The 17532-nt window shown below is 63.7% G+C and carries 16 protein-coding genes; 10 read left to right on the top strand and 6 right to left on the bottom strand.

Going from position 1 to position 17532, the window contains the following annotated elements; all coding sequences use genetic code 11:
* Nucleotides 1-43: 43 nt before the first annotated feature.
* The 4 genes from rng to tldD all read left to right on the top strand — a co-directional run bounded on the left by rng (nucleotide 44) and on the right by tldD (nucleotide 7719).
* On the top strand, nucleotides 44-1501 hold the full coding sequence (gene rng, locus QME24_RS13785) for a ribonuclease G (protein WP_009683058.1): 1458 nt from the start codon (nucleotides 44-46) through the stop codon (nucleotides 1499-1501).
* Between the two features lie 88 nt (nucleotides 1502-1589).
* Nucleotides 1590-5411, top strand: a complete 3822-nt coding sequence (locus tag QME24_RS13780) for a YhdP family protein (protein WP_281690868.1) — start codon at nucleotides 1590-1592, stop codon at nucleotides 5409-5411.
* 14 nt (nucleotides 5412-5425) lie between these two features.
* On the top strand, nucleotides 5426-6277 hold the full coding sequence (locus QME24_RS13775) for a carbon-nitrogen hydrolase family protein (RefSeq protein ID WP_054881435.1): 852 nt from the start codon (nucleotides 5426-5428) through the stop codon (nucleotides 6275-6277).
* A gap of 2 nt (nucleotides 6278-6279) precedes the next feature.
* Entirely contained in the window at nucleotides 6280-7719 is a 1440-nt protein-coding gene (gene tldD, locus QME24_RS13770) for a metalloprotease TldD (RefSeq protein ID WP_009683053.1), read from the top strand.
* A gap of 114 nt (nucleotides 7720-7833) precedes the next feature.
* On the opposite strand, the gene yjgA is transcribed toward tldD, so the two are convergent.
* Nucleotides 7834-8355: a ribosome biogenesis factor YjgA gene (gene yjgA, locus QME24_RS13765; protein WP_009683052.1), complete on the bottom strand. Its 522-nt coding sequence runs from the start codon at nucleotides 8353-8355 to the stop codon at nucleotides 7834-7836.
* A 108-nt stretch (nucleotides 8356-8463) separates the two neighbouring features.
* Here yjgA and pmbA point away from each other — a divergent pair, with 108 nt between their 5' ends.
* From pmbA to QME24_RS13735, 6 genes are all read left to right on the top strand, one after another.
* Complete coding sequence (gene pmbA, locus QME24_RS13760; RefSeq protein WP_054881434.1) at nucleotides 8464-9810, top strand: metalloprotease PmbA; 1347 nt, start codon at nucleotides 8464-8466, stop codon at nucleotides 9808-9810.
* 229 nt (nucleotides 9811-10039) lie between these two features.
* Nucleotides 10040-10441 carry a FagA protein gene (locus tag QME24_RS13755; RefSeq protein WP_281690867.1) on the top strand — a complete coding sequence of 134 codons (402 nt, stop codon included), beginning with the start codon at nucleotides 10040-10042 and terminating at the stop codon, nucleotides 10439-10441.
* Complete coding sequence (locus QME24_RS13750) at nucleotides 10434-11810, top strand: class II fumarate hydratase (RefSeq protein ID WP_054881433.1); 1377 nt, start codon at nucleotides 10434-10436, stop codon at nucleotides 11808-11810. Before QME24_RS13755 ends, QME24_RS13750 begins: the two co-directional genes overlap by 8 nt.
* A 27-nt stretch (nucleotides 11811-11837) precedes the next feature.
* Nucleotides 11838-12299 carry a hypothetical protein gene (locus QME24_RS13745; RefSeq protein WP_029887552.1) on the top strand — a complete coding sequence of 154 codons (462 nt, stop codon included), beginning with the start codon at nucleotides 11838-11840 and terminating at the stop codon, nucleotides 12297-12299.
* Between the two features lies 1 nt (nucleotide 12300).
* Nucleotides 12301-12912: a superoxide dismutase gene (locus QME24_RS13740; RefSeq protein ID WP_029887551.1), complete on the top strand. Its 612-nt coding sequence runs from the start codon at nucleotides 12301-12303 to the stop codon at nucleotides 12910-12912.
* Nucleotides 12913-12923: 11 nt separating this feature from the next.
* Complete coding sequence (locus QME24_RS13735) at nucleotides 12924-13817, top strand: ZIP family metal transporter (RefSeq protein WP_009683044.1); 894 nt, start codon at nucleotides 12924-12926, stop codon at nucleotides 13815-13817.
* 55 nt (nucleotides 13818-13872) lie between these two features.
* Here QME24_RS13735 and QME24_RS13730 read toward each other — a convergent pair whose 3' ends face one another.
* The 5 genes from QME24_RS13730 to QME24_RS13710 form a co-directional block, all read right to left on the bottom strand.
* A complete protein-coding gene (locus tag QME24_RS13730) occupies nucleotides 13873-14145 on the bottom strand; it encodes an HPr family phosphocarrier protein (protein ID WP_009683043.1) in 273 nt (90 codons plus the stop codon).
* Between the two features lie 19 nt (nucleotides 14146-14164).
* Nucleotides 14165-15019, bottom strand: a complete 855-nt coding sequence (rapZ, locus tag QME24_RS13725; protein WP_009683042.1) for an RNase adapter RapZ — start codon at nucleotides 15017-15019, stop codon at nucleotides 14165-14167.
* Between the two features lie 2 nt (nucleotides 15020-15021).
* On the bottom strand, nucleotides 15022-15486 hold the full coding sequence (ptsN, locus tag QME24_RS13720) for a PTS IIA-like nitrogen regulatory protein PtsN (protein WP_009683041.1): 465 nt from the start codon (nucleotides 15484-15486) through the stop codon (nucleotides 15022-15024).
* Nucleotides 15487-15498: 12 nt separating this feature from the next.
* The gene (gene raiA / locus QME24_RS13715; RefSeq protein WP_003255135.1) at nucleotides 15499-15807 is read right to left on the bottom strand and encodes a ribosome-associated translation inhibitor RaiA; all 309 of its coding nucleotides are present in this window, start codon (nucleotides 15805-15807) and stop codon (nucleotides 15499-15501) included.
* A 79-nt stretch (nucleotides 15808-15886) separates the two neighbouring features.
* Nucleotides 15887-17380: an RNA polymerase factor sigma-54 gene (locus QME24_RS13710; protein WP_054890012.1), complete on the bottom strand. Its 1494-nt coding sequence runs from the start codon at nucleotides 17378-17380 to the stop codon at nucleotides 15887-15889.
* Nucleotides 17381-17532 lie beyond the last annotated feature (152 nt).

The raw sequence follows: 17532 nt of genomic DNA, 5'->3' as shown, positions 1-17532 counted from the left end.
TTCGCCATCCATCATTACAAGAAACTTTTGACGAGAGCCTGCCATGAGTGAAGAGATCCTGATCAACATCACCCCGATGGAGTCACGCGTGGCGGTGGTGGAAAACGGGGTGCTGCAGGAAGTGCACGTCGAGCGCACTCAGCGCCGTGGCATCGTCGGCAATATCTACAAGGGCAAGGTGGTGCGTGTGCTGCCAGGCATGCAGGCCGCCTTCGTCGACATTGGCCTGGAACGCGCGGCGTTCATCCATGCTTCGGAAATTTCCCAGCGCGAAGGCTCGGCGGTCGAGAACATCACGGCGCTGGTGCACGAGGGCCAGGCGCTGGTGGTACAAGTGACCAAGGACCCGATTGGCACCAAAGGCGCGCGCCTGACCACGCAGTTGTCGATCCCTTCGCGTTATCTGGTGTACATGCCGCGCAGCAGCCACGTTGGCATTTCCCTGAAGATCGAAGATGAAGCCGAGCGTGAGCGCCTCAAGCAGGTGGTCAGCAACTGCATGGAGAGCGAGAACATCAAGGATGCCGGCGGGTTCATCCTGCGCACTGCCGCCGAAGGCGCGCGGGCCGAGGAAATCCTGCAGGACATCCGCTACCTGCGCCGCCTGTGGGAGCAGATCGGCAGCCAGATCAAGACCTGCGGTGCACCGACGGTCATCTACGAAGACCTGGGCCTGGCCCTGCGAACCCTGCGGGACCTGGTCAACCCGAAGATCGAGAAGATCCGCATCGACTCGCGGGAAACCTTCCAGAAAACCATGCAGTTCGTGAGCGAACTCATGCCGGAAATCGCCGACCGCCTCGAACACTACCCTGGCGAGCGGCCGATCTTCGATCTGTATGGCGTCGAGGACGAAATACAGCGCGCGCTGGAGCGCAAGGTGCCGCTCAAGTCGGGTGGCTATCTGGTGGTCGACCCGGCCGAGGCGATGACCACCATCGACGTCAACACCGGGGCTTTCGTTGGGCATCGCAACCTTGAAGAAACCATCTTCAAGACCAACCTCGAGGCCGCTACCGCCATCGCCCGGCAGCTGCGCCTGCGCAACATCGGCGGCATCATCATCATCGACTTCATCGACATGGAAGATGAAGAGCACCAGCGCCAGGTTCTGCGCACCCTGGAAAAACAGCTGGAACGCGACCATGCCAAGACCAACATCATCGGCATCACTGAGCTGGGCCTGGTGCAGATGACCCGCAAGCGCACGCGCGAAAGCCTGGAGCAGGTGCTGTGCGAGCCCTGCCTGGCTTGCCAGGGGCGTGGCAAGCTGAAAACCCCCGAGACCATCTGTTACGAAATTTTCCGCGAGATCCTGCGTGAGGCCCGTGCTTACCAGGCCGAAGGCTACCGTGTGCTGGCCAACCAGAAGGTGGTTGACCGCCTGCTGGACGAAGAGTCGGGCAACGTTGCCGAACTGGAAGCCTTCATCGGTAGAACCATTCGCTTCCAGGTCGAGTCGATGTATTCGCAGGAACAATACGACGTGGTGCTGCTCTGAGGCCCTCAGCAACACGTCGCTGCCTCGTCGCGCTGGCGAAACCCGTGCGACGGGCCATCATGGATAAACGACTTGGAGGGCCACGGCCATGGGACGTCTGACCCGCGTTCTTGTTGCCTTGACCCGTTGGGGGCTGGGCATATGCGCCTTGTTGGCGGTATTGGTGGCGCTGTATGTCAGCCTCGGCCGTGCATTGATACCCCTGGTAGCCGAGTACCGTGCCGACGTGCAGAGCAAGGCCGAGCAAGCGCTTGGCATGCCGGTACATGTGGGCGCCCTGGAGGGGCGCTGGAGCGGCCTGGCGCCGGTATTGCGGGTGCGCGACCTGCAACTGGGCGAAGGTGCCAAGGCGTTGCGCCTGGATGAGGTCATGGTCGTGCCTGATGTATGGGCCAGCCTGCTGGCGCGTGAGGTACGCCTGTCGCGTATCCAGCTCGGTGGCCTGCAATTGATCGTGCGCGAGAACGGGCAGGGCGCCTGGAACCTTGAGGGCCTGCCGCAGCAGGACGATACGCCGCTGAACCCTGCCGAGTTGCTGCAGCGCCTGCGCCAACTGGGCCGCGTCGATGTGTTCGACAGCCAGGTCACCGTGCACCCGTGGCAGCGTGACCCGCTGACCCTGACGTATGTGAGTGCCGGCTTGCAGGCCGGCCCCTCGCGGCAGGCCCTGGACCTGCGGGCGACGCTGCCCGATGGCCAGCCCCTGGCGATGAACCTGCGCAGTCGTGTTTCTGCCGAGGCTTGGCGTGACGGCCAGGTCGAGGCCTACCTGAGCCTGCCGCAAAGCGACTGGTCGCAGTGGTTGCCGCCCAGCCTGCTGGGCCAATGGCATGCCGACGCACTGCGTGCAGGCGGCGAGTTCTGGGTCGATTGGGGCGAGGGGCAGTTGCAGAAGGCCGTGGTGCGGCTCAATGCCCCTGAGCTCAAAGGCGCCTACAGCGGGCGCAAGGCCGCCATGTTGAGCAACCTGGCCATGGGCGCCTGGTTCCAGCGTCGCGACCAGGGCTTCGACGTTGTGGTCGACTCGCTGGCCATGGACCTCGGTAAAAGCCGTTGGGAGACGCACCTGCAGGTGCAGCAGCGCCCCGGTGAGCAGGCGGCCGATGAGAGCTGGCAGGTGCAGGCCGACCGGCTCGACCTCACGCCCCTGACCCCGCTGATCGAGGCCCTGGCACCGCTACCCGACGCGGCCATGGCGGCGGTCACTGGCCTGAAGGTGACCGGTGGTCTGCGCAACGTGCGGCTGCAGGCCCGGCCCAAGGCCGAAGGCGACCAGCGCCTGCAGTTCGAGGCCAACCTGGACAAGGTCGGTTTCAATGCTTATCACAGTGCCCCGGCTGCGGGTAACGTCAGCGGCAGTATCAGTGGCGACCTGGGCCACGGCGAGCTGCGCCTGGACACTGAAGCCTTCATGCTTCACTTGTACCCGATCTTCGCCAAACCCTGGCACTACCAGAAGGCCAACGCGCGCTTGACCTGGGTGCTGGACAAGCAGGGCTTCACCCTTGTCGCGCCCTACCTGAAGGTGCTGGGCGAAGAAGGCAAGATTGCCGGCGATTTCCTGATTCGCCTGCTGTTCGAGGAAGGCCGCGAGGACTACATGGACCTGCGCGTCGGCCTGACCGACGGCGATGGCCGTTATACCGCCAAGTATCTGCCCGAAGTGCTCAGCCCGGCCCTCGACGAGTGGCTGCGCAGCGCAATCGTCAAGGGCGCGGTGGACGAAGGCTATTTCCAGTACCAGGGCTCGCTGAACCATGGCGCGGCGCCAGAGGCACGCAGTATCAGCCTGTTCTTCAAGGTGCATGACGCCGCACTGGACTTCCAGCCGGGCTGGCCGCAAGTCCAGCATGTGGATGGCGACGTCTTCATCGAGGACAGCGGCGTGCGGGTCAAGGCCCGGCGCGGGGTGCTGCTGGACACCCAGGTCAGTGACGTCGACGTCGACATCCCGCATGTCGACGAGGGCCAGCAGAGCCACCTGTTCCTGACGGGCAATTTCGATGGCAGCCTGGGTGATGGCCTGAAGATCCTCAAGCAAGCGCCCATCGGCACCGGTGAGATCTTCGCCGATTGGGAGGGTGAAGGGCCGCTGAAGGGTAAGCTCAAGCTCGATATCCCGCTGGCTCACGGGCAGCGGCCCAAAGTGCAGGTAGACTTCGCCACCCATGACGCGCGCCTGAAGGTCGCCCCGCCCACCCTTGAGCTGAGCCGCTTGAAAGGTGACTTCAGCTTCGATTTCGACAAAGGCCTCAGCGGCAAGGGCATCAGCCTGCAGGCCTTCGGCAAGCCCGTCACGGCGCAGATAACGGCCGAGGGCCAACCTGGGCAGATGCAGACCCGCATCGATGCCAATGGCCAGGTAGCGCTCAAGGCGTTGACCGACTGGCTGCAGTTCAAGCAAGCCCTGCCGGCTTCCGGCGACCTGCCTTACCAGTTGCAACTGAGCCTGGGCAGCCGCGACAATCGTTTGAGCGTCAACTCCAACCTCAAGGGGCTGGCGGTCGATTTGCCAGCGCCATTCGGCAAGGCGGCCGCGGAAACCCGCGACAGCCGCTTCAGCATGACGCTACAGGGCCCGGAGCGGCGTTTCGACGCCGGCTACGGTGACCTTGCCCGTGCTGCCTACGCCGCGCCGGCCGACAAGCTCGGCCAAGGCCGGGGCGAGTTGTTGCTGGGCACCGGTGACGCCCAACTGCCCGCTGCACAGGGCCTGCGCGTGCGTGGGCGCCTCGAAACGCTGGACCTGGCCCCTTGGCAACAGCAGGCCTCACGGCTGGGCGGAGACGACCCAGGTGGCAGTGCGCGGCAGATGCTGCAAAGCGTGGACCTGAGCATTGGCCAGCTCAAGGCGTTTGGCACCGAGCTGAACCAGGCCCTGGTACGGTTGAGCCGAGGCGGCCCCGCCTGGGACCTGCGCCTCGACAGCCAGGAAGTCATCGGCGATGCCCGCGTGCCGGATGCCAAGGGTGCGCCGATGGTCGTGCGCCTGCAGACGCTGCGGCTGCCAGCGCCCAGCCCTGCGGAAAAACAAGCCCAGGAGCGCGCCGAAGATGGGCCGGACCCGCTTGCCACCTTCGACCCACGCAAAGTCCCGGCGCTGGACCTGAGCATCGACAAGCTGTACCGCGGTGACGACCTGTTCGGCAGCGCTTCGATCAAGCTGCGGCCCACTGCACGCGGGGTTGCCGCCAGCGATATCGCTCTTGACTTCAAGGGCCTGCGCATTGGCGGTGGCGGTGGCTGGGAGGGCGAAACGGGCAAGACCAGCAGCTGGTACAAAGGCCGCCTGCAAGGCAAGAACCTGGGCGACGTGCTCAAGGCCTGGGGCTTTGCCCCGACCGTCACCAGCCGCGACTTCCGCCTGGACGTGGACGGCCGCTGGCCAGGCTCGCCGGCTGCCGTCAGCCTGACGCGCTTCTCGGGCAGCATGGACGCGGCGTTGCGGTCTGGCCAGTTCGTCGAGGTCGATGGCAGTGCCCAGGCGTTGCGGGTCTTTGGCCTGCTCAACTTCAATTCGATTGGCCGACGCCTGCGGTTGGACTTCTCCGACCTGTTCGACAAAGGCCTGGCCTATGACCGTGTCAAAGGCCTGCTGGCGGCCAGCAATGGTGTGTACGTGACCCGCGAACCGATCACCATGACCGGCCCGTCGAGCAGCTTCGAGCTGGAGGGCACGTTGGACCTGGTACGTGACCAGGTCAATGCCAACCTGCAGGTGAGCCTGCCGGTGACCAACAACCTGCCGCTGGCCGCGTTGATCGTGGGGGCGCCAGCCGTGGGCGGGGCGTTGTTCCTGGTCGACCGGCTGATCGGTGACCGCGTCTCGCGTTTTGCCAGCGTGCATTACCGTGTCGAAGGGCCGTGGAAAGAGCCTAGAATCACCTTTGTGAAACCCTTCGAGAAATAGTGCCAGGAGTGCCCATGAAGGCAGCGGTGATCCAGATGGTCAGCCAGGACGACGTGCTGGCCAACCTGCAGCGTGCCGGTGCCTTGCTGGAGCAGGCTGCACAGGGTGGTGCGCGGCTGGCGGTGCTGCCGGAAAACTTCGCTGCCATGGGCCGCAAGGACGCCGCTGCCATCGGCCGAGCCGAGGCATCGGGGAACGGGCCTATCCTGCCATGGTTGAAACGTACCGCCCGCGACCTCAGGTTATGGATAGTCGCCGGTACCATGCCCTTGCCACCGGTCGGCCAGCCCGACGCAAAGGCACATGCCTGCTCGCTGCTGATCGATGAGCACGGTGAAGTGGCTGCGCGCTATGACAAGCTGCACTTGTTCGACGTGGACGTTGCCGATAACCGCGGCCGCTACCGTGAATCGGATGATTTTGCCCATGGCGCACACGTGGTGGTGGCGGACACGCCGGTCGGGCAGCTGGGGTTGAGCGTATGTTACGACTTGCGTTTCCCAGAGTTGTACAGCGCGTTGCGTGCCGCTGGCGCGGAACTGATCAGCGCACCGGCGGCGTTCACTGCGGTAACCGGCGCAGCACACTGGGACGTGCTGGTGCGCGCCCGGGCCATCGAGACCCAGTGCTACCTGTTGGCGGCAGCGCAGGGCGGTACCCACCCAGGCCCACGGGAAACCCATGGCCATGCGGCGATCGTCGACCCTTGGGGGCGGATCGTGGCACAACAGGCGCAAGGCGAAGCGGTATTGCTTGCCGAGCGCGACATTGAAGAACAGGCGTCCATCCGGGCGCGCATGCCGGTGGTATCGCACCGGCGCTTTTTTTCGCAGGACGCATTGCGGCCTGCGCCCACCTTGGAGTGACTATGAGCCAGATGTTATCCACCGTCAGTGAGCAGCTCCTGGCCCCAGGCGGCTTGACCCTGGACAGCCTGCAAAGCGTGCTCGGTGAATTGGCCGGCCCCGGCATCGACGCTGCCGACCTGTATTTCCAGGGCCAGATTTCGGAAACCTGGGCGCTGGAAGACGGCATCGTCAAAGAGGGCAGCTTCAACCTGGACCAAGGCGTGGGCGTGCGTGCCCAGTCCGGTGAAAAGACCGGCTTCGCCTACAGCAATGCCATCAACCTTGAAGCGCTGACGTCGGCCGCGCGCGCCGCGCGTTCGATTTCCCGCGCCGGGCAGAACGGCACCGTGCAGGCCTTCCGCAGCCCGTCAGTGACCGCGCTGTATGCGGCGGACAACCCGCTCGATGTACTCAGCCGTGCCGAAAAGGTCGAGTTGCTGAAGCGTGTCGATGCCGCGACCCGCGCGCTTGACCCGCGTATCCAGCAGGTCAGCGTGAGCATGGCCGGGGTCTGGGAGCGCATCCTCATCGCTGCAGCGGACGGCAGCCTGGCTGCAGATGTGCGGCCGCTGGTGCGTTTCAATGTGAGCGTCATCGTTGAGCAGAACGGCCGTCGCGAACGCGGCGGGCAGGGTGGTGGCGGGCGTACCGACTACCGTTTCTTCACCGAAGAGCGGGTCATGGGCTACGCCCGTGAGGCGCTGCGCCAGGCCCTGGTGAACCTCGAAGCGATCCCGGCGCCGGCCGGTACCTTGCCAGTGGTGCTGGGCTCGGGATGGTCGGGCGTGCTGCTGCACGAGGCGGTCGGCCATGGCCTGGAAGGTGACTTCAACCGCAAGGGCAGCTCGGCGTTCAGTGGCCGGGTTGGCGAGAAAGTGGCGTCGAGCCTGTGCACCATCGTCGATGACGGCACCCTGGAAGGCCGCCGCGGTTCGCTGAGCGTGGATGACGAAGGTACGCCGACCGAGTGCACCACCCTGATCGAGAACGGTGTGCTCAAGGGCTACATGCAGGACAAGCTGAACGCGCGGCTGATGGGCATGGCAGTGACCGGCAATGGTCGCCGCGAATCCTACGCTCACCTGCCGATGCCACGCATGACCAACACCTACATGCGTGCCGGCGAAAGCGACCCGCAGGAAATCATCGCCTCGGTGAAGAAGGGCATCTACTGCGCCAACCTCGGGGGTGGCCAGGTGGACATCACCAGCGGCAAGTTCGTGTTTTCGACCAGCGAGGCCTACCTGATCGAAGACGGCAAGATTACCGCACCGGTGAAGGGCGCGACCTTGATTGGCAATGGTCCGGAGGCGATGAGCCGGGTGTCGATGGTCGGCAACGACCTGGCGCTGGACAGCGGGGTAGGGACGTGCGGCAAGGACGGGCAATCGGTGCCGGTCGGGGTTGGGCAGCCGACGCTGAAGCTGGATGCGATCACCGTGGGCGGTACCGGCGCGTGATGGCCTTTGGGGCCATTGTGGGGGCGGGCTTGCCCGCGAACACCGGCGAAGCCGGTGCCGGGCACCGCGTCGCCTGCTTCGCGGGCACGCCCGCTCCCGCAGGGCCTCAGCCTGTCAGCGCAACCCGCGCTGCAACTCGTCGAGGTCGCGGATGTACTTGAACACCTTGCGCGCGGCGGCCGGCGGTTTGTTCCGCGCCTTCTCGTGCTGGGCATGGCGCACCAGCGAACGCAGTTGCTGGCGATCGGTGTCGGGGTATTCGTTGACGAAGCGTTCAAGGTCTTCGTCGTTACCGTCGATCAACCGGTCGCGCCAGCGTTCCAGGCCGTGGAAGCGTTCGTTGTACTGGCGAGTCGAGCTGTCCATCTGCTCGAGCAGGGCATGGATGGCATCCAGGTCCTGCACGCGCATCAGCTTGCCGACGAACGACATGTGGCGTTTACGCGCACCATGAGCCGTGTGCTTGCTGGCCTCGGCCAGGGCCTTGCGCAGCTCGTCGGTCAACGGCAGGCGGGCCAGGGTATCGGCCTTGAGCGTAGTCAGGCGCTCGCCGAGTTCGACCAGCGCATGCAGCTCGCGCTTGATCTGGGTTTTGCTTTTTTCGCCGTCGAAGGCGTCGTCGTTTGAATCAACCATGGTGGCAGTCCGCTAGAAATCGCCGCCATGATAACCAGTCGGGGGCCGCTTGTCCGGCCCGGTCGTAGAATGACCCTCGCCGAACGCAGAATTTGAGTGGAGAGAACCATGAGTGCAGTCCAGAGCGTAGGTCCGAAAGACCTGCCAGCATTGCAAGAGCAGGTCGAGGCGATCATCGCCGAAGCGCGCCGCCAAGGGGCCAGTGCCTGCGAAGTGGCCGTGTCGCTGGAGCAGGGCCTGTCCACCACGGTACGTCAGCGCGAGGTCGAAACGGTTGAATTCAACCGCGACCAGGGCTTTGGCATCACCCTCTATGTTGGCCAGCGCAAAGGCTCGGCCAGTACCTCGGCCAGTGGCCCGGAGGCGATCCGGGAAACCGTCGCGGCAGCGCTGGCCATTGCCAGGCACACCTCCGAGGACGACTGTTCGGGCCTGGCGGACGCGGCGTTGATGGCCCGGGAAATTCCGGACCTGGACCTGTATCACGACTGGGCTCTCGAGCCCGAGAAAGCCATCGAGATGGCCTTGGCGTGCGAAGCGGCGGCGTTCGATGCCGACCCGCGCATCCTCAATGCCGATGGCACCACCCTCAACACCCACCAGGGCTGCCGCGTGTATGGCAACAGCCACGGGTTCATCGGTGCTTACGCCTCGACCCGGCACAGCCTGAGCTGCGTGATGATCGCTGAAGGCGACGGGCAGATGCAGCGCGATTACTGGTATGACGTCAACCGCCAGGGCAACCTGCTGGCCGACCCGCGCAGCATTGGTGTGCGGGCCGCGCAGCGGGCCGCCAGCCGCCTCGGCGCGCGCCCGGTGCCAACCTGCGAAGTGCCGGTGCTGTTTTCCGCAGAACTGGCAGGCGGTTTGTTCGGCAGCTTCCTGTCGGCGATTTCCGGCGGCAATCTGTACCGCAAGTCGTCGTTCCTCGAAGGCAGCATCGGCCAGCGCCTGTTCCCGTCCTGGCTGACCCTCGACGAGCGCCCGCACATTCCGCGCGCGCTGGCCAGTGCAGCGTTCGACGCCGACGGCCTGGCGACCTACGCCAAACCGTTCGTCGACAAAGGCGAGCTGGTGTCGTATCTGCTGGGTACCTATTCGGGGCGCAAGCTGGGCTTGCCCAGCACGGCCAACGCGGGGGGTGTACACAACCTGTTCGTCAGCCACGGCGTCGAGGACCAGGCTGCCCTGATCCGGCGTATGGGGCGTGGGCTTTTGGTGACCGAGCTGATGGGCCATGGCCTGAACATGGTGACGGGTGATTACTCCCGTGGGGCAGCGGGTTTCTGGGTCGAGAATGGTGAAATCCAGCATGCGGTGCAGGAAGTGACGATTGCCGGCAACATGAAGGATATGTTCCAGCAGATTGTCGCGATTGGCAGCGATCTTGAAACCCGCAGCAATATCCACACCGGGTCGGTGCTGATCGAGCGGATGACTGTGGCAGGTAGCTGATTCATTGCCTGTACCGGCCCATTCGCGGGCTCGCCCGCTCCCACAGCTTGAAGCCTATGCAATCCCCTGTGGGAGCGGGCAAGCCCGCGAAGAGGCCGGTACCGGCAATAAAGAATTTCAGTGGAATACAAGACCCGGCCCTCGCGCCGGGTTTTTTCTTTCATCAGCTCCCCTTGAAGTGATTCTATTTATCAATTAATAATGAATATCATTATCCAGTAGCTCGGCGATGATGTTCATGAATTCCGTCCTCCGCGAACTGCCCTACCTGGAAAACTGGCGCTGGCTCAGCCGCCGGATCCGCTGCGCGCTCGAACCTGACGAGCCGCGCCTGATCGAGCACTACCTGGCCGAAGGCCGTTACCTGGTGTGCTGTACCGAAACCTCGCCATGGACGGTGGCGTTGACCTCCTTCCGCCTGCTGCTCGACACCGCCTGCGACCGCATGTTGCCCTGGTACTGGCGCTGCCTGTGCCTGGACCAGGCCTGGCGGCCGTTGCTGGACCTGCGCAACCTCGACCGCCAGGCCCAGAACCAGCGTTGGCAGCCCTACGCCATTCAGTTGGCGAACTGCAGCCTGCTGCCGTCGATTTCTCCCGATGAACTGATGCAAGGATTTGATGATGAGTGATACCCGTATCGAGCGCGACAGCATGGGTGAATTGCAGGTGCCGGCCCAAGCCCTGTATGGCGCCCAGACCCAGCGCGCGGTCGACAATTTCCCGATCAGCGGCCAGCGCATGCCGGCCCAGTTCATTCGTGCCTTGCTGCTGGCCAAAGCGGCTGCGGCCAAGGCCAACGTAGAGCTGGAGCAACTGTCCGCCGGCCAGGGGCAGGCCATCGTCAAGGCGGTGGAACAGCTGCTGGCGCAGGACTACATCCAGCACTTCCCGGTCGACGTGTTTCAGACAGGCTCGGGCACCAGCTCGAACATGAACGCGAACGAGGTGATCGCCACCCTGGCCAGCCGTGTGCTCGGCGAGCCGGTCAATGCCAACGACCACGTCAATTGCGGCCAGAGCAGCAACGACATCATTCCCACCACCATTCACGCCAGCGCTGCCCTCGCCGTGCATGAGCAGCTGTTACCTGCCCTGGCGCACCTGGTGCAGGTGATCGAGGCCAAGTCCAGGCAGGTGCATCAGTACGTGAAAACCGGCCGTACCCACCTGATGGATGCAATGCCCGTGCGCCTGAGCCAGGTGCTGGACGGTTGGGCAGCGCAGATCGAAGGTGCCAAGGCGCACATCGAAGCCACCCTGCCAAGCCTGCAGGCGCTGGCCCAGGGCGGCACCGCAGTGGGCACCGGCATCAATGCCCACCCGCAGTTCGCTGCCGCTTTCGCGCGCCAGCTCAGCGGCCTGACCCAGGTCCAGTTCACGCCGGGGCACAACCTGTTTGCCCTGATCGGTTCGCAGGATACCGCGGTAGCCCTGTCCGGCCAGCTCAAGACCACAGCGGTGGCACTGATGAAGATTGCCAACGACCTGCGCTGGATGAACTCGGGCCCTCTGGCCGGCCTTGGGGAAATCGAACTGCAGGGTCTGCAGCCGGGCTCTTCGATCATGCCAGGCAAGGTCAACCCGGTCATCCCGGAGGCTACGGCCATGGTCGCCGCGCAGGTCATCGGCAACGACGCCACCATCGCCGTGGCCGGGCAGTCGGGCAACTTCGAACTGAACGTGATGTTGCCGCTGATCGCACGCAACCTGCTGGAGAGCATCGAGTTGATGGCCAACGTCAGCCGCCTGCTGGCCGACAAAGCCATTGCCAGCTTCAAGGTCAACGAGGGCAAGCTGAAGGAGGCGCTGGCGCGCAACCCGATCCTGGTCACTGCACTGAACCCGATCATCGGCTACCTGAAGGCCGCTGAAATTGCCAAGACCGCCTACCAGCAAGGTCGCCCGATCATTGATGTCGCCCTGGAGCATACCGACCTGTCGCGGGACCAGCTGGAAACGCTGCTGGACCCGGAAAAACTCACCGCTGGCGGCATCTGACACTGCCTTACCGCCGAGGAAACAGACATGCAGCACTGGAAACGCACCATGGAACTGGCCAACCGCCTGTTCGAACAAGGCGAGCTGGTCGATGCCCGGGAACATTACCTGCAAGCCCTGGCCCTGGCCCAGGTGCTGTTCGAGCGCTGGCATGACGTCGACGAAGCGGTGGCTGCCCTGGTCGTCGCTCACCATAACCTGGCCGACCTGCACCTGCGCCTGAACCAGCCGCATGAAAGTGCCGATTACCTCTGTGCCGCGCACCAGTGGCTGCTACAGGCCAGCCAGCAAGCCCGCTTGCCACAGGCGCTGCGGGACGCAGCCCTGCGCCACAGTGGGCGTACCTACACCGAACTGCTCGGTTTCATCGCGGAGTACGGCCAGTACCCGCGTACCGAACGCCTGCTCAACCGCCACAACATCGGCGCCAGCGAACTCGCTGCCCCGGCCGGCGTGGTACCCAGTACTCAAGCCTACGGAATTCACTGACATGCCCCATACCTTGCCTGCTTTGCCTTACGCCTACGACGCGCTGGAGCCGCACATCGACGCGCAGACCATGGAGATCCACCACACCAGGCACCACCAGACTTACGTCAATGGCCTCAACGCCGCCGTCGAAGGCACCGAGTGGGCTGAATGGCCAGTCGAAAAACTGGTCGCTGCGGTCGGGGACTTGCCGGAGCGGCTGCGTGGCGCCGTGACCAACCACGGTGGCGGTCACGCCAACCACAGCCTGTTCTGGACCGTGATGTCGCCGCAGGGCGGGGGTGAGCCCACGGGCGAGCTGGCACAAGCCATCACCACGCAACTGGGCGGTTTCGACGCGTTCAAGGAAGCCTTCACCAAGGCCGCCCTGACCCGCTTCGGCAGCGGCTGGGCCTGGCTCAGCGTAACGCCGCAGAAAACCCTGGTCGTGGAAAGCAGCGGCAACCAGGACAGCCCACTGATGCATGGCAACACGCCGATTCTCGGGTTGGACGTGTGGGAGCATGCGTATTACCTGAAATACCAGAACCGCCGCCCGGAATACATTGGTGCCTTCTACAACGTCATCGACTGGGCGCAAGTGCAACACCGCTATCTCGAAGCCCTGAAGTGAGTCGAACCGGTATGCGCTCAGAGGTCATGTCGGTCAGCAGTGTGCGCCTGTTTCGCCAGGCGCTGGGTGCCTTGCTGTTGCTGGCGGGTACCGCGCTGCTGGCGGCGCGCGGTCTTGCCTGGCTGGACTTGGCGCCGCGCATGCTGCGCGCCCTGGAGGGCGGCGCTTTGTGTGCGCTGGGCACGGCGCTGGGCGCAGTACCGGTGCTGGTCATTCGTAACATGCCGGTGGCGTTGGCCGACACCTTGCTGGGCTTCGGCGCCGGGGTCATGCTGGCGGCTACGGCATTTTCATTGATCATGCCCGGGCTGGATGCGGCCCAGGCCATCGGCTTCAGCCCATGGGGTGCGGGTGGCTTGATCAGCTTCGGCTTGATGTTCGGCGCGTTGTGCCTGTTCCTTATCGACCTCAAGGTCTCCAACGCCTCGCCGCAAGCGCTGGTTGGCAGTGCGCAGCAGCCGGTGATCGCCGCGCGAATCTGGCTATTCGTCATTGCCATCATTGCCCACAACATTCCCGAAGGCATGGCGATTGGTGTGTCAGCCGGGGGTGGCATGGCTGACGCAGACAGCCTGGCCATGGGCATCGCGTTGCAGGATGTGCCCGAGGGGCTGGTGATTGCCCTGGTGTTGGCAGGGGCGGGCATGCCGCGCTTCAAGGCGTTCATGATCGGCGCGGCTTCGGGGTTGGTCGAGCCTGTGGCTGCGGTGATCTGTGCCTGGCTGGTGAATGTCGCCGAATTGCTGCTGCCCCTGGGGCTCGCCTGCGCAGCCGGCGCGATGCTGCTGGTGGTAACCCAGGAAGTCATCCCCGAATCGCGCAGCAACGGCCATCACCGCCTGGCCAGCCTGGGGCTGTGCATCGGCTTTTGCCTGATGATGGTGATGGATACCGCGCTGTCCTGATCTTTGGTCAGGTTGAAGGGGTGCACACTGTGGGCGCGGTGCAGGGCTTGGAGGCTTACTCGCCTTCGTCGAAGTAGTTGTTGATCAACTCGACCAGCGCGTCCATGGCATCGTTGTCCTGCTCACCCTCGGTATGCAGGTGCACCTGGGTACCCTTGCCAGCCGCCAGCATCATCACGGCCATGATGCTTTTGCCGTCTACCAGTTTGTCCGGCGCGCGGCCGACCCGCACCTGGCAGGGAAAGCGGCCGGCCACGCCGACGAACTTCGCTGCCGCCCGGGCATGCAGGCCCAGCTTGTTGATGATGGTGATTTCGCGGGCGGGCATCGTGGGGCGGATCCTTGGGCTAGAGGTCGCGGTGGCGGACCTGGACGTTTTTCAGGGACTGTTGCAGCAACTGGCCGAGGCGTTCGGTGATGTACACCGAACGATGGTGGCCGCCGGTGCAGCCAATGGCAATGGTCACGTAGGCACGGTTACTGGCTGCGAAGCGGGGTAGCCACTTGAGCAGGTAGCTGGAAATATCGTTGAACATGTCCTCGACGTCTGGCTGCGCGGCCAGGTAGTCGATCACCGGCTGTTCCAGGCCGGAGTGCTCACGCAATTCGGGCTTCCAGTAGGGGTTGGGCAGGCAGCGTACGTCGAACACCAGATCGGCATCGACCGGCATGCCGCGTTTGAAGCCGAATGACTCGACCAGGAATGCGGTACCAGGCTCGGGCTTGTTGAGCAGGCGCAACTTGATCGTGTCACGCAACTGGTAGAGGTTCAGGCTGGTGGTGTCGATCTTCAGGTCGGCCAGGTCGGCAATCGGCCCCAGCAGTTCGCTCTCCACGCGGATGGCCTCTGCCAGCGAGCGGTCGGCGTTGGTCAGCGGGTGGCGGCGGCGGGTTTCTGAAAACCGCTTGAGCAGGGTATCTTCATCGGCATCCAGGTACAGCACATCGCACTGGATGTGGCGGGCACGGGCGTCGGCTAGCAGCTCGGGGAAGCGCGACAGGTGGCTGGGCAGGTTGCGGGCGTCGATCGACACTGCCACTTTCGGCTGCAGCAGTTCGGTGTTGATCAGTGCATTTTCCGCGAGCTGCGGCAGCAGCCCGGCGGGCAGGTTGTCAATGCAATAGAAACCGTTGTCTTCCAGGACGTCGAGGGCGGTGCTCTTGCCGGAGCCAGACCGGCCGCTGACGATGATCAGGCGCATGTTCAGTGCTCGTTCTGTACGTCCAGGACAACCTGGTACAAGGCCTCGTTGCTGGTGGCCGAACGCAAGCGATCACGCACGTCCTTGCGGTCGAGCATGCTGGCGATCTGGCGCAGCAGTTCCAGGTGGGCATCGGTGGCGGCTTCAGGGACCAGCAGGACGAACAGCAAGTCTACCGGCGCGCCATCGATGGCATCGTAATCGATGGGTGCTTCCAGGTGCAGCAGGGCGCTGACTGGCGCGGAGCAGCCTTCAAGCCGGCAGTGCGGAATGGCGATGCCATTGCCGAAACCGGTTGAACCGAGTTTTTCCCGGGCGACCAGCTTTTCGAAGACGACTTGCATCTCCAGTTCCGGCACTTGTTCGGCGATGATGGTGGCGACCTTTTCCAGGGCGCGCTTCTTACTGCCGCCCGGCACGTTCACGAGGGAACGGCCGGGGGTCAGGATGGTTTCAAGTCGGATCATGGATGAGGGGGATCAGCGGGCAGCTGCACCTTGCAGCAGGCTTTGCTGTTTTTCCTTGTGTTTTTTCAGTTGGCGGTCGAGCTTGTCGGCCAAGGCATCGATCGCTGCATACATATCTTCGTGTTCGGCGTTTGCTACCACTTCGCCGCCGGGAATCTGCAGGGTCGCCTCGACCTTCTGCTGCAGCTTCTCGACCTTCATGATGACCTGCACGTTGGTGATCTTGTCGAAGTGACTTTCCACGCGGGCGAGCTTTTCGAGCACGTAATCGCGCAGTGGCTGGGTGACTTCTACATGCTGTCCACTGATATTGACTTGCATACAGCTTCTCCTTTGTTGCCCGTGCATAAAGAGGCAGGTTTTGCACCTGCCCCGCAAACGCTATGGCAGATCTCAGGGGCTACATCAGTCGCTTGCGCTCACTCGACGGTGCGATGCCGAGAGACTCGCGGTACTTGGCGACGGTGCGGCGGGCCACCTGGATGCCTTGTGCCTCCAGTAAACCAGCGATCTTGCTGTCACTCAATGGCTTTTTCTGATTTTCCGCTGCAACCAGTTTCTTGATGATCGCGCGGATCGCTGTAGACGAGCATTCTCCGCCTTCGGAGGTGCTGACGTGGCTGGAGAAAAAGTATTTCAGTTCGTAGATGCCGCGGGGCGTGTGCATGTATTTCTGCGTGGTCACCCGGGAAATGGTCGACTCGTGCATGCCCACCGCTTCGGCAATGTCATGCAGCACCAGCGGTTTCATCGCTTCGTCGCCATGATCGAGGAAGCCGCGCTGATGCTCGACGATCTGCGTGGCGACTTTCATCAGGGTTTCGTTGCGGCTTTGCAGGCTCTTGATGAACCAGCGCGCCTCCTGCAGTTGGTTGCGCATGAAGGTGTTGTCGGCACTGGTGTCGGCGCGGCGCACGAAGCCGGCGTATTGAGCGTTCACGCGCAGGCGCGGGATGGCTTCCTGGTTCAGTTCCACCAGCCAGCGGTCGCTGTCCTTGCGCACGATCACGTCCGGTACCACGTACTCGGGCTCGCTGGACTCGATCTGCGAACCCGGGCGCGGGTTGAGGCTTTGCACCAGTTCGATCACCTGGCGCAGTTCGTCTTCCTTGATTTTCATGCGCCGCATGAGCTGGCTGTAGTCGCGGCTGCCGAGCAAGTCGATGAAATCGCAGACCAGCCGTTTCGCCTCGTTCAGCCACGGCGTGCTGGCAGGCAGTTGGCGCAGTTGCAGCAACAGGCACTCGCCAAGGGTGCGTGCCGCGACGCCTGCCGGTTCGAACTGCTGAATGCGGTGCAGCACCGCTTCGACTTCGTCCAGCTCGATATCCAGCTCCGGGTCGAAGCCAGCGCAGATTTCTTCGAGGGTGTCTTCCAGGTAGCCCTGGCCGTTGATGCTGTCGATCAGGGTCACGGCGATCAGGCGGTCGGTATCCGACATCGGCGCCAGGTTCAGTTGCCACAGCAGGTGGCTTTGCAGGCTTTCGCCGGCCGATGTCCGCGTGGTGAAGTCCCACTCGTCGTCATCGTTGCTCGGCAGGCTGCTGGCGCTGGTCTGGTAGATGTCTTCCCAGGCGGTGTCGACCGGCAGCTCGTTGGGGATACGCTCGCTCCATTCACCGTCTTCGAGGTTGTCGGCACTGACCGTGATTTCCTGGAAGCTGTTGTCCTGAACGTCGGCGGCCGGCTTGTTCTCGGCGTTGTCGGCCATCGGGTCGCTGTTGTCGAAGTCGTCGCCGTCTTCCTGGCGTTCGAGCATCGGGTTCGACTCCAGCGCCTCCTGGATTTCCTGTTGGAGGTCCAGGGTGGAAAGCTGGAGCAGGCGGATGGCCTGTTGCAACTGCGGTGTCATCGTCAGTTGCTGGCCCATTTTTAGGACGAGCGATGGTTTCATGGCTGGGGCTTAATACCTTGTTCGCCGGCGCGCATGCGCCATCCACTACACGAGGGCGCCGGGGCGCCAGATCAAGCAAGTTTTATGCCTTAAATTGTAGCGTTTGCCTAGAGTACGTAACAATTTTAACCCCGGCTTCAGGGCAGGTTGCC

Source organism: Pseudomonas sp. PARCl1 (assembly GCF_947311875.1).
Lineage (GTDB): Bacteria > Pseudomonadota > Gammaproteobacteria > Pseudomonadales > Pseudomonadaceae > Aquipseudomonas > Aquipseudomonas juntendi.
The sequence above is the reverse complement of the archived record's forward strand: the minus strand, read 5'-3'. Positions and strand labels throughout refer to the sequence as shown.

Excerpts from the sequence above, each read along its gene's own strand:
- rng (WP_009683058.1), top strand. The coding sequence starts at position 44 with ATGAGTGAAGAGATCCTGATCAACATCACCCCGATGGAGTCACGCGTG.
- QME24_RS13780 (WP_281690868.1), top strand. The coding sequence starts at position 1,590 with ATGGGACGTCTGACCCGCGTTCTTGTTGCCTTGACCCGTTGGGGGCTG.
- QME24_RS13775 (WP_054881435.1), top strand. The coding sequence starts at position 5,426 with ATGAAGGCAGCGGTGATCCAGATGGTCAGCCAGGACGACGTGCTGGCC.
- tldD (WP_009683053.1), top strand. The coding sequence starts at position 6,280 with ATGAGCCAGATGTTATCCACCGTCAGTGAGCAGCTCCTGGCCCCAGGC.
- yjgA (WP_009683052.1), bottom strand. The coding sequence starts at position 8,355 with ATGGTTGATTCAAACGACGACGCCTTCGACGGCGAAAAAAGCAAAACC.
- pmbA (WP_054881434.1), top strand. The coding sequence starts at position 8,464 with ATGAGTGCAGTCCAGAGCGTAGGTCCGAAAGACCTGCCAGCATTGCAA.
- QME24_RS13755 (WP_281690867.1), top strand. The coding sequence starts at position 10,040 with ATGATGTTCATGAATTCCGTCCTCCGCGAACTGCCCTACCTGGAAAAC.
- QME24_RS13750 (WP_054881433.1), top strand. The coding sequence starts at position 10,434 with ATGAGTGATACCCGTATCGAGCGCGACAGCATGGGTGAATTGCAGGTG.
- QME24_RS13745 (WP_029887552.1), top strand. The coding sequence starts at position 11,838 with ATGCAGCACTGGAAACGCACCATGGAACTGGCCAACCGCCTGTTCGAA.
- QME24_RS13740 (WP_029887551.1), top strand. The coding sequence starts at position 12,301 with ATGCCCCATACCTTGCCTGCTTTGCCTTACGCCTACGACGCGCTGGAG.
- QME24_RS13735 (WP_009683044.1), top strand. The coding sequence starts at position 12,924 with ATGCGCTCAGAGGTCATGTCGGTCAGCAGTGTGCGCCTGTTTCGCCAG.
- QME24_RS13730 (WP_009683043.1), bottom strand. The coding sequence starts at position 14,145 with ATGCCCGCCCGCGAAATCACCATCATCAACAAGCTGGGCCTGCATGCC.
- rapZ (WP_009683042.1), bottom strand. The coding sequence starts at position 15,019 with ATGCGCCTGATCATCGTCAGCGGCCGGTCTGGCTCCGGCAAGAGCACC.
- ptsN (WP_009683041.1), bottom strand. The coding sequence starts at position 15,486 with ATGATCCGACTTGAAACCATCCTGACCCCCGGCCGTTCCCTCGTGAAC.
- raiA (WP_003255135.1), bottom strand. The coding sequence starts at position 15,807 with ATGCAAGTCAATATCAGTGGACAGCATGTAGAAGTCACCCAGCCACTG.
- QME24_RS13710 (WP_054890012.1), bottom strand. The coding sequence starts at position 17,380 with ATGAAACCATCGCTCGTCCTAAAAATGGGCCAGCAACTGACGATGACA.